The 11,200-nt window shown below is 64.0% G+C and carries 9 protein-coding genes; 3 read left to right on the top strand and 6 right to left on the bottom strand.

The window, feature by feature from the left end:
• The first annotated feature begins 100 nt into the window (after nucleotides 1–100).
• Nucleotides 101–1,717 carry an alpha,alpha-trehalase TreF gene (gene treF / locus HNQ60_RS23860; protein ID WP_184335289.1) on the top strand — a complete coding sequence of 539 codons (1,617 nt, stop codon included), beginning with the start codon at nucleotides 101–103 and terminating at the stop codon, nucleotides 1,715–1,717.
• Nucleotides 1,718–1,765: 48 nt separating this feature from the next.
• Here treF and HNQ60_RS23855 read toward each other — a convergent pair whose 3' ends face one another.
• Nucleotides 1,766–2,836 (bottom strand): FecR family protein, encoded by a 1,071-nt coding sequence (locus HNQ60_RS23855; protein ID WP_184335288.1) that lies wholly within the window; start codon nucleotides 2,834–2,836, stop codon nucleotides 1,766–1,768.
• Nucleotides 2,833–3,342, bottom strand: a complete 510-nt coding sequence (locus HNQ60_RS23850; RefSeq protein ID WP_184335287.1) for an RNA polymerase sigma factor — start codon at nucleotides 3,340–3,342, stop codon at nucleotides 2,833–2,835. Before HNQ60_RS23850 ends, HNQ60_RS23855 begins: the two co-directional genes overlap by 4 nt.
• A 310-nt stretch (nucleotides 3,343–3,652) precedes the next feature.
• Here HNQ60_RS23850 and HNQ60_RS23845 point away from each other — a divergent pair, with 310 nt between their 5' ends.
• The gene (locus HNQ60_RS23845; protein ID WP_184335286.1) at nucleotides 3,653–3,805 is read left to right on the top strand and encodes a hypothetical protein; all 153 of its coding nucleotides are present in this window, start codon (nucleotides 3,653–3,655) and stop codon (nucleotides 3,803–3,805) included.
• Nucleotides 3,806–3,877: 72 nt separating this feature from the next.
• Nucleotides 3,878–4,447 carry a glutathione S-transferase family protein gene (locus tag HNQ60_RS23840; RefSeq protein WP_184335285.1) on the top strand — a complete coding sequence of 190 codons (570 nt, stop codon included), beginning with the start codon at nucleotides 3,878–3,880 and terminating at the stop codon, nucleotides 4,445–4,447.
• 71 nt (nucleotides 4,448–4,518) lie between these two features.
• Here HNQ60_RS23840 and HNQ60_RS23835 read toward each other — a convergent pair whose 3' ends face one another.
• The 4 genes from HNQ60_RS23835 to HNQ60_RS23820 form a co-directional block, all read right to left on the bottom strand.
• On the bottom strand, nucleotides 4,519–4,719 hold the full coding sequence (locus HNQ60_RS23835) for a DUF2061 domain-containing protein (protein ID WP_184335284.1): 201 nt from the start codon (nucleotides 4,717–4,719) through the stop codon (nucleotides 4,519–4,521).
• Between the two features lie 327 nt (nucleotides 4,720–5,046).
• Entirely contained in the window at nucleotides 5,047–7,959 is a 2,913-nt protein-coding gene (locus tag HNQ60_RS23830; RefSeq protein ID WP_184335283.1) for a beta strand repeat-containing protein, read from the bottom strand.
• Nucleotides 7,960–7,996: 37 nt separating this feature from the next.
• Entirely contained in the window at nucleotides 7,997–9,337 is a 1,341-nt protein-coding gene (locus tag HNQ60_RS23825; protein WP_184335282.1) for an HlyD family type I secretion periplasmic adaptor subunit, read from the bottom strand.
• The gene (locus tag HNQ60_RS23820; RefSeq protein WP_184335281.1) at nucleotides 9,334–11,043 is read right to left on the bottom strand and encodes a type I secretion system permease/ATPase; all 1,710 of its coding nucleotides are present in this window, start codon (nucleotides 11,041–11,043) and stop codon (nucleotides 9,334–9,336) included. Before HNQ60_RS23820 ends, HNQ60_RS23825 begins: the two co-directional genes overlap by 4 nt.
• Between the last annotated feature and the right edge of the window lie 157 nt (nucleotides 11,044–11,200).

Below are 11,200 nucleotides of genomic sequence, written 5' to 3'. Positions count from 1 at the left end.
GGGAATCCATCCTTCGTCATCCCCGCGTAGGCGGGATCCATCTTCCCGAAGAGATGGATTCCCGCTTTCGCGGGAATGACGAACCTGTAGCATCTTCCGCATGAAACTCATCCCCAGCCGCACGGACAAATCCCTGGCACGCCCACGTCCTCCGCTCTTCATCGTCTCCTGCGTGCTCGCGCTGCTCGCAGCGTGTGCAACGGCGCCTCAACCCAAGGTTCCTGCGACTCCCTCCCAGCTCTACGGCGAGCTGTTCGAAGCCGTGCAGACGCAGCGCGTCTTCCCTGACAGCAAAACCTTTGTGGATGCAGTCGCGAAGCGCGAGCCTGCCGAGATCGTGGCGGCGTACAGGAAGGAACGCAGCACGCCGGGCTTCGATCTGCATGCCTTCGTCAAACGCGAGTTCGACCTGCCCGTTGCCGCCGGTGCGGAATATCGGAGCGATCCGGGCGAGAACGTCACGCAGCACATCGATCATCTCTGGTCGGTGCTGACGCGCGATCCTGCCGTGGAGATCGAGTACTCGAGTCGATTGCCGCTGCCGCAGCGGTACGTAGTGCCGGGCGGGCGTTTCAACGAGATGTACTACTGGGACTCGTACTTCACGATGCTCGGGCTTCAGGCGAGCGGGCGACACGATCTCGTGCGGTCGATGTGCGACAACTTTGCGCTGCTCATCGAGCGCTACGGTCACATTCCCAACGGTAACCGCAGCTATTATCTCAGCCGTTCGCAGCCGCCGTTCTTCGCGGCGATGGTCGAGTTGCTCGCGGCGCATGAAGGCGATGCCGCGTACGCGCGCTATCGAAACGCGCTGCTGCTCGAGTATGAGTTCTGGATGGATGGCAGCGAGCGGCTGAATGCGGGGATGCCCGCGCACCGGCGAGTCGTGCGCATGCCGGATGGGTCGATACTCAATCGGTACTGGGACGATCGTGCGACGCCCCGCGAGGAATCGTATGCCGAGGACGTGGCGACGGCGCAAGCGTCGCGGCGGCCGGCTGAAGAGGTGTATCGGAATCTGCGCGCCGCGGCCGAAAGCGGCTGGGATTTCAGCTCGCGCTGGTTCGCGGACGGCAAGACGCTGGCGACGATCCGGACTGTCGACCTGGTGCCCGTCGATCTGAACGGCCTGTTGTATTCGCTGGAGCAAGTGCTCGCTCGGGCCCACGCAGACTCACCCGCGAGGGCGGAGGAATTCCGTGCGCGTGCGGGGGATCGCCAGGCGGCCATTCACAAGTATCTCTGGAATTCCCAGGTCGCTGCGTTCACCGACTACTCGTGGCGAGAGAATCGCGCAGGCGCGCAAGTCACCGCAGCGGCTGTCGCGCCGTTGTTCTTCGGCATCGCGACGGACGAGCAGGCGAGGGGAGTCGCGACCGCGGTGAAGGGCCAGTTGCTCGCCGCTCACGGGGTCCTCACGACGACTCATGCAACAGGCCAGCAATGGGATGCACCGAACGGCTGGGCGCCTTTGCAATGGATGGTGATCGAAGGCCTCCGTCGGTATCACAACGAGCCGCTCGCCAATGAGATCGCCACCCGGTGGGTAAAGCAGAACCTCGCGGTCTACAAGGCGACCGGCAAGCTCGTCGAGAAATACGATGTGGTTACGGGCGGTGGCGCAGCGGGCGGCGGGGAGTATCCGCTGCAGGATGGGTTCGGTTGGACGAATGGAGTGCTGCGGGCGCTGCTGGAACGGTATCCGGCACAGTAGGAGCGTGGTCACTCGTCATTCCCGCTTTCGCGGGAATGACAGAGTATTTCATTTCTTCTCCACCGCCGCCGTCCCGATCAGCAGATCCGACGACGACAGCTTCCATCCCTTCTCATCCGCTTCGACATTGATCGCCTGATCGGTGCGAAGGAACTCGATCAGCGACGCGGGATCGTTGGCGTCGAACACGCCGGTGATGCGGCGGTCCTTCAGTGAACTCGTCGTGAGGCGGATCGTGCGGGTGTGATACCGCGCAAACTCGGCAGCGACAGTGTCGAGCGGCGTGTTGTCGAAAATCAGCCGGCGATCGGTCCATGCGATCGCCTTGACCGGATCGACCGCTACGACAGTAGGTGTTGCTCGGTCGCGGGCGATCACCGCTTGTTCGCCCTGGCCGAGCTCGACGGGATTCGCCGCAGCGATCGTTGCTCCACGATCGGCGGCCGGATGATCCGACACCCGCACCCGACCCTCGAGGACGGTGACGACAGTTTTTGTGTCGCGAACGTTGACGTTGAAAGCCGTACCGACGGCGACGATGTCCGTGCCGCCGACGCGGACGCGAAACGGCCGCTGCGGATTCTTTGCGACGCGGAAGATCGCTTCGCCGTGAGTCAGGACGACCTGCCGCTCGTCATCGCTGTAATGCGTCTGCAGGCGCGACTGGCTGTTGAGCTCGACGATCGAGCCGTCCGCGAGCGTCACCGAGCGCTGTTCGCCGGTCGTCGTCGCGTAGGTATTCGCTTCGTTCGCGCGCCAGGACTGGAATGCCAGCAGGGATCCGCCGATGACTGCTACAGCCACCGCTGCAGCAGCCAGATAGATGCGCCGTTGAGGTTTGCGGCGTTGTGCGCCCGGTAGCAATGCGACGTCAGAACCCGTGGCTGCGGCAGCAACGAGATCAGCGACGGAATCGAGGGGCCAGGCCTGATGGCGACGAAGCCTGCGCTCGAGCGCGCTCAGGCGCAGAAATTCTTCGACATTGAGCGTCGAGCTGCGCAGCCACTCGAGAAACCGGGTCCGGTTGTCCTCGCTTGCATCGTCCTCGAGCAGCACCAGCCACTGCGCTGCTTCTTCGGCAGCGCGATGAGCGGGTGAGTCAGGGCGCAAACGTTTCATAGCGTGGTCCGATCCGTTGTGAGGTACTCGCGCAGCTCGACGTAGCCGCGCGAAACGCAGCGCCGAACCACGCGAGGCGTAATCCCCATCTGCTCCGCGATCTCCTGGTGCGTGAGTCCGTCGCGGAGCTTCAGGAACAGGACACCCCGTACCATCGGCGACAATCTGCGCAGCGCCGCATCGAGCTGGGCGCTGAACTGCATTTCATCGAGCTCCGCTTCGGGTGATGCCTCCGCGAGCAGCGATTCGAGTTCATCGGCACCGTGTGGCTTGCTGTTGCACGCACGCAGGCGCCATTCAGACGCCACGTTCGTGGCAACGCGGTACAGGTAGGCCTGGGGCTCGGCGATGGAATCGAAGCCCTCGACGCGCAGCAGCCGCAGGTAGACCTCCTGCGCGAGATCCTGGGCATCGATGCGCGCAGGCACGCGACGCTCGAGGAAGCGGGTCAGTCCGCTGTTCCACTTGCGTACCCAGCCTGCGATGCGTTCGCCGCGGTCGTGCACGAGTCCGTATCCCCAATACGTGCCTGTCCGATGATATGACGGGGTGAGGCCCGGAAGCTGCCCTCAAGAGGCGATGAGCGGCGAGCGACGAGCTGTGAGCCAGAGGGCTGGTGGTGACGCGCCGCTCTCCGGCTCATTGCTCGTCGCTCCGCCAGTGTCCTTCCGGACAGAATTCGTCCCGTTTTCGCCGGTTGCGCCGCACCCAAAAGTGTCCGCATGTGTCCGATTTATCAGGGAGTTGCAACTCTTCGAGGGCCGTGCGATATAACCGGCCGACGACGTGTGGAAGGGAAGGAATTGGGGAGTGCGTATGCGTAAGTTGGCCGCATTGATCGTGGTGCTCGGCCTCGCGGGCTGGTCGCTGAGCGACGGCGAAGTTCTCGCAACCCTCGCAGAGCGTCTCGACCTCGATGGGGGTCCGAATTGCATGGCGCGTGCCGAGCCTCTCTGCCCGCTCTGCTGATCGCGATCCGAACGAGCTGAACCTGCCCGCGCCAGGGACGGTCGCTTTTTACTCCTCGAATCGGGCAGGACGATGAAACTCTATTTCAATCCCAAGAGCCGGGCCGTCATCGCCAAGTGGATGCTGGATGAGTGCGGCGCTTCCTACGAGCTGGTGCCGATCGACCTCGAGAAGAAAGAACAGAAGTCGCCCGGGTACCTCGCCATCAATCCTGCAGGGAAACTTCCTGCACTCGTCGACGGCTCGACGAAGATTTTCGAGAACGCCGCCATCGGCCTGTACGTCGGCGACAAATTTCCTCAAGCGAAAGTCGCTCCCCCGGTCGGCAGTCCGGACCGCGGTCGCTATCTCTCCCTCATGGTCTATTCGACGTCGCAGCTCGAGCCGTCGATGGGCGATGCACTCACGAAGCAGCCGACGACGTCAGCGCGCGGGTGGACCGATTTCGAGACTGTGAAGGATGTGATCGAACGCGAGCTCGGCGACGGACCATATCTCTTCGGCGAGCAATTCACGCTCGCCGACATCATGAATGGATCGATGTTTCTGTGGGCGAGGCTGTGGGGGACACGCAGCGAGCGCCCGAAGCTCGAGGCATGGCTCGACAGGCTGGCGGCCCGGCCGAAGGCGATGAAGTTTTAGCCAGCCAGCCGTTAGCCCGCTAGCCAGGGGCTCAGAATCGTCATTCCCGCGAACACGGGAATCCCTCCGAGTCAGACCGAAGCCGGCACCCCAGTCGCCCGGCTCGCGCGAATGCGTTCCCACACGCGTTCATGAAAGAAGTACCCGACCGAATTGCACAGCGGCTCGATCAGCGCGACCGCACCACCGACCATGACGCTTCCCGTCATGAGATAGACGACCGTGAAAGCGATGCTGATGTGCATCGTGGTGAAAGTGACTGTCTTGAGCATGATGGCGATCCTCTGAATCAGATGATAGCCATTCTCATTTGGCGGGCAATTGGACGTTTAAATGGGAGGGATAGGGAAGGACGAAGAGGGGAGCCAGTTGGCTGGCGACCGTCCGTCATCCCCGCGCAGGCGGGAATCCATCTTTCTTCCGGACCCGGATGGACTCCCGCTTTCGCGGGAGTGACGGGCCGTGAACTTACTTTGGTGCCGAGCCGTGGATTCCCGCTTTCGCGGGAATGACACTCCTCCGACTCTGGCCAGTTAGCCAGTTGGCCAGTTGGCCAGCGCGCAGGAGGACGGCCGCAAGGCCGTCCCCCTGAGCGACTCTTACTGAATCACGATGTTGTCGCCCAGCCCTCCATCCAGGACATCCAGTCCCAGACCGCCGATCAGGACATCATCGCCAGCGCCGCCGAGCAGCGTGTCGTTGCCTTCGCCGCCGATCAGCACATCGTTGCCGTCGCCGCCGTCGGCGGTCAGCAGGATGCTGCCGAGCGTGAGGCCCGATGCTTCGATGACGTCGTCGCCGGCCAGGCCGTTGATGACGATGCGATCGTTCGCTGCTTCGAAGCCGCTGATGATGATGCGCGTCGCGAGGCCGTTCACCACGACGGAGCCGTCGGCTTCCCTCGACAGGAAGATCACGTCGTCGCCGTTCGTTGCGTTGATGACCACGGTATCGGCCGCCGCGTCGCCCACGCCGCCGTTGCCGGCGAGGTTGATGTTGACGTCCTGGACATCCGTGCCGCTCATGTCGTTGACGACGATGGTGTCGGCGCCGCCGAGCGCGTTGAAGTCGATGCTCTCGACGTCGTTCAGATCCATCAGGACGTTGGCGACGTTGCGGAAGAACAGGGCACGGCCGCCGTTCGCGGAGATCGTGACGTTCTCGGCTACGTTCGCGCCGTTGAACAGCATCGTGTCGAAGCCGGCCTGGCCCTCGAGCGTGTCGTTGTCGTCGCCCGGGTTCCAGACGAACGTGTCATCGCCCGCGCCCATGAGTGCCACGTCGTTGCCGTCGCCGCCGTTGAAGAAGTCGTTCCCGGCGCTGCCGATCATCAGATCGTTGCCGAGACCGCCGTTGATCGTCAGCTCCATGTGACCGGCCCGCAGATCGCTCGCATCGATCGTGTCGTTGCCGCCCAGGCCGTTGATCGTCAGGCGATCGGTGCTTTCGGCGTGGTCGATCCATACGACGTCAGGTCCCTGCGTGACGGCGACCGAATCGCCAGCACTCAGGACGGCAATGGCGCTATCGCCGTTGGAGCCGTTGACGGTCACCGTGTCCACGGCGCCATCGCCCGCGTTGGCGTCGACTGGGCCCGCCAGGTTGATCGCGATGGAATCGATGTCGGTGCCGGTGAGGTCGCCGACGACGATGTTGTCAGCGCCGCCAAGCGCGTTGAACGTGATCTGTTCGACGTCGTCCATGTCCATCGTGACGTTCGCCACATCGCGCAGGAACAGAGCACGTCCCCCGTTCGCAATGATGTTGATGTTCTCGCTGGCATTGGAACCATTGAAAAGCATCTCGTCCAGACCGTCCTGGCCTTCGATGGTGTCGTTGCCATCACCCGGATCCCACTGGAACACGTCGTCGCCAGCGCCGAGGAAGGCAGTGTCGTTGCCGTTGTCGCCGAAGACGAAATCGTCGCCGGTGCCGCCGAAGATCACATCCGCGCCCTGGCTGCCGAAGATGCGGTCATTGCCCGCGCCGCCGTCGAGCGTCAGTCGCGAGACACCCGCGGGCAACGTAGTTGCCGTGATCGTGTCGTCGCCGCCGAGCGCATTGACGACCAGCGAATCGTTGGCGCCTTCGCTGTTGGTGATGTTGATCTGCGCCGGAAGTCCGAGGACCGACACCGCAGTGCCGGCGCCCACGACATCGATGGACTGATTGCCGTTGGTGCCGTTGGCAATCACGACATCCGCCGCAGCGTCGCCCGTGGTGCCGCCGATCGTGCCGGACAGGTTCACATTGACTCGCGTCACGTCGGTACCGCTCAGGTCGTTGACCGTCACCGTGTCCGTGCCGCCGAGGGCATTCAGATCGAGGGTTTCGACATCGTTCAGATCCATGACGATGTTGCCGAGGCTGCGCGTGAAGAGTACGCGGCCGCCGTTCGCGGATGCCGTGAAGATCTCGTTGCCAGCGCTGCCGTTGAACAGCATGCGGTCCGTGCCCGAGCCGCCCTCGACCACGTCGCTGCCGTCACCCGGATCCCACTGGAACACGTCGTCGCCGGCGCCGAGCAAAGCAGTGTCGTTGCCCTGCTGGCCGTCGATGAAGTCATTGCCTTCGCCGCCGATGAGCAGGTCGTTGCCGTTGCTGCCGAGGATCGTGTCGTTGCCCGTGCCGCCATCGACCTTGACGCTGATCAGCGCCGCCAGGTTGCCGGTTGCGGAGAACGAGTCGTCGCCGCCGCCCATGTTGAGCTCGAGATTCTCCATCGTGCCGAGATCGAGCGAGAAGGGTGCGGGGTTGAGGCGGTCGAAACGGACACGGGTGCCGTTCGCCGTGACAGTGAACTGCTCAGTGCCGTTGCCGCCGTTCACGACGGTGGTGTCGATGCCCTGGCCGCCTTCATACAGATCGGTGTCGTCGCCGGGATTCCAGATGAAGCGATCGTTGCCGGCTTCACCGAAAACCTGGTCGTCCGCGTCGCCGCCGGTCAGCACGTCATCGCCTGCGCCTCCGAACAGGAAGTCATTGCCACCCTTGCCGAGCAGCGTGTCGTTGTCGGCCTGGCCGAAAAGCATGTCGGCGCCTGAGCCGCCGGTGAGCACGTCGTTGCCTGCGCCACCGAACAGATTCGCGCGCGGCAATGCGCCGTTCGCTTCATTCAGTGTGATCGTGTCGTTGCCCGCCTGGCCGAACACCTGCATCAATGTGGTGTTTGCGACAGTCGGCGTGCCGCCGGTGACGGCGACCGCACCGCCGTTGACGAGGATCGCGCCCGCAGCGTTGCGGCTGAGCTCGACGTTGTTGTTCAACGAGTCGCCGAACACGGTGAGCTGGCCGGCACTGAACGTGCCGACGACGGCCTGGATCGTGAACTCTCCGTCGGTCGACGCGGCGCCGACCGCAGTGCTCGATTCGACGGTCGGTGCGGCCGCCAGCGTGATGGACTGCTTCGGCGCGGGGCGCTCGAAGGTTGAGATGAGGGTTTGCTGATCGAACGCGATCAGCGCGTCGGCCGCCTCCGTGGCGACACTATCTTCGATACGAGACGTGGACATCGATTGCTCCTGGTGATGAAACGAGGGTCGTGGAAAGTCACGGTTCGCGCATGGCGCGATTCGCGAAGGTCGTGAACGGCTTCGCGAGATAGGCAAACAGGGTCCGTTCCGGCGTCGTCACGAAAACTTCGGCGGGCATGCCGGCGCGCAGGCGAAACTCGGGATGCTCGCGCAGCGGGGTCGCGTCGACTTCGATGGTCGCGACGAACCAGGACTCGCCGGTCTCCGGGTGGCTCACGCGATCCGGTGATACGAAGGAAACGCGGGCAGGCAGCGGCGGCGCGGTGTTCGCATCGAAAGCGGCGATACGAACTTCCGCGGCTGAGTCCGTGAACACGTGATTGATGTCCTGCGGTCGCACGCGTGCTTCGACGACGAGTTTCTCGTTCGTCGGGAGAATGTCGAGGATTGCTTCGCGCGGTCCGATGACTTCTCCTACCGCAGCGACTCGCAATGCCATGACTTCGCCGTCCACCGGGGCGCGAACCATCTGTCGCTCCACCTGGTCGCGTGATGGACGCAGACGCTCCTCGATCTCGCGGATGCGGGCCGATGCTTCGCGCAGCTCGTCGGTGGCAACCTGCTGGTACTGATTTCGAGCCTGCGCCATCCGCGCCTGAAGCTCGCCCATGCGCTGGCGGGCGAGCGCGAGCTCGCTGCGGCTCTCGCCGACGCGGCTGCGATAGTCGGCTTCTGTTCTCTGAAGCTGCAGAACGCGTGCTTTCTGCACATAGCCGCCGCTCACGAGCTTCTCGTTGATCTGCAACTCTTCATGCGCCAGCGACGCGGCGGATTCGGCCGAATCGATCTGAAGCTTCAGTCCGTCGGCCTGGCTGCGCGCTTCGTTGGCCTGTTCCTGCAGGGACAACAATTGTTCGTTCAGCGTGCGCTGGCGTGCAGCGAAGAGAGCGCTCTCACGCAGGAAGTGTTCGCTGTCGCGGCTCGCCGGAACGAGTTGCGTCGGCAGATCGAAGCGCGGCTGCAGCGACGCCTCGGTGGAAGCTCTAGCGGCGCGGATCTGTTCGGCGAGCAACTGGTCCTTCAGCAGGCTGAGTTCGGCGTCGTTGCGAACGGAACCGACGACGACCAGCGGATCGCCGGCCCGGACACTCTGACCGTCGCGCACCAGGATTTCGCGAACGATGCCGCCTTCCTGGTGCTGCACGGTCTTGCGGTTCAGCTCGACCTTGAGCTGAGCCGGTGCGATCACGGCGCCCGACAACGGGGCGGTGAAGCACCAGATGCCGACAACGGTGCCGATCGTCGCGACGGAAACGAGCGCCCGACGAGTGAGCCCGCGAAGTTCGCCGCGGTCCCCGGAGTCCGCTGCGGGCGTGTCGAGCAACTGCTCGAACGAAGTGGCCTTCGACGTCTTCATGCGGTGGCTTCCGTTGCGGGAGTAGCAGGGGTGACGACGCGAACGCGCGGCGTCAGCGAGAGCAGGCGAGGCAGCACGGTGCCTGTCAGGCCGTACGCCTCGAGGGCCCCCTCGTTGAGGAGTGCGAGCTTGTCGAGCTGCGACATGAGTGCCGGGCGGTGGCTGACCATGACGAGCGTGATGCCGCGCGCCTTGAGGTCCGCGAACGCCGCGAGCAGCGCCGCTTCGCCTTCGGCATCGAGATTCGCGTTGGGCTCATCGAGCACGACCAGCCTCGGGCGGCCGTAGAGCGCACGCGCCAGCGCGATGCGTTGCCTCTGCCCGCCCGAAAGCACTGCGCCGAGCTCGCCGATCTGCGTGTCGTACCCATTGGGCAGACGCAGGATCATTTCGTGAGCGTGAGCGAGCTTTGCGGCTTCGATGACCTTGTCGGAATTCACTTCACCGAGACGTGCGATGTTCTCGGCGACGGAGCCGGCGAACAGGCCAACATCCTGCGGCAGATAGCCGATGTACTCGCCGAGCGCGTCGCGATCCCACTGCGCGATATCCGCGCCATCGAGACGGACTACGCCGGATTGCGGCTGGCGCAGGCCGAGCATCAGTCGGATCAGCGTCGTCTTGCCCGAAGCACTGGGGCCGATGATGCCGAGACTTTCACCGGGCATGAGCGAGAGGCCGACGCCTTTGATGAGTGCGGGGCGATTCGATGCCAGCGTGTAGACCACACGTTCGAGATCGAGTCGGCCACTGGGAGCGGGCAGCTTCACGTTCGACGGATCGCGATCAGCGGATGCTTGCGGCTCAGTGAGCCGGGTCCATGCGCCCCGGGCTTCGAGAAAGCCTCTCCAGCCGGAGATGAGTTGCTCAACCGGTTGTAGTGCGCGTCCGAGCAGCACAGTCGCTGCGATCATGATGCCGGCGGATGCTTCCGTGCCGATGACGAGCCACGCCCCGACGCCGAGAAGCAGAACCTGCAACGCCTGGCGCGACATGCGGGCAACGGCGCCCAGCAGGGACGTCGAACGGCTGAGCTGCGCCTGCGTCTCGAGCATTGCCTCGTGACGACGCTGCCAGCCAGCGATGGCGGCGCGCGCCATTCCCATGCCGGCGATCGACTCGGCGCTTCGTGTAAGTGACTGCGTATGACGCTGGATCGCACGGGATTGCTCCAGCGATTGCGCCGTCCGCTCGCGCGTCAGCTTCTCCGTGATGAATCCGAGGATGACCAGCGCCAGCGCACCGCACGCGGCGAGCACGCCAAGGACTGGATGCATCAGCCCGATGACGAGCAGATAGATGGGCAGCCACGGTGCATCGAAGAGCGCGACGATGCCGGTGCCGCCAAGAAAGTTGCGCAGCAACGAGATGTCGCGCAGCGCTTCGCCCGAGTGACCGTTCGTCGATGAAGCCGCAGTGCGCAAGGCGCTCGAGAGTGCCGCGGGCGAGAGCTGACGATCGAGCGAACGGCCAGCCCAGGCCAGCGAGCGGGTTCGCACCGTGTCGGCGAAGTAACCCAGGAGCAGGGCGAGCGCGACGAAAGCGCTGATCATGACGAGCGTTTCGACGCTTCTGCTCGCGAATACGCGATCGAACACCTGCATCATGTAGAGCGCGGGTACCAGCAGCGCCAGGTTCAATATCAGGCTCGCAACAGCGGCGAGCAGCACGAAGGGCCGGATGCGTTTCAGGAAGAGCCAGCGCATGAGTTCGTTTCCCCGTCTTGTATGGCAGGGAGTTTTCGCCCGGCGGCTCACAGCGTCTGCTGACTTTGGTCAGGTCACGGCGCTGCCCGGAGTCATCAGCCCGTACGACACGCTATAGTTGCCCGATGCGAAAACACGGAAAGAATCTCTCCCTGCT

The sequence above is a fragment of the Povalibacter uvarum genome, assembly GCF_014202975.1.
Classification (GTDB): Bacteria; Pseudomonadota; Gammaproteobacteria; order Steroidobacterales; family Steroidobacteraceae; genus Steroidobacter; species Steroidobacter uvarum.
The sequence above is the reverse complement of the archived record's forward strand: the minus strand, read 5'-3'. Positions and strand labels throughout refer to the sequence as shown.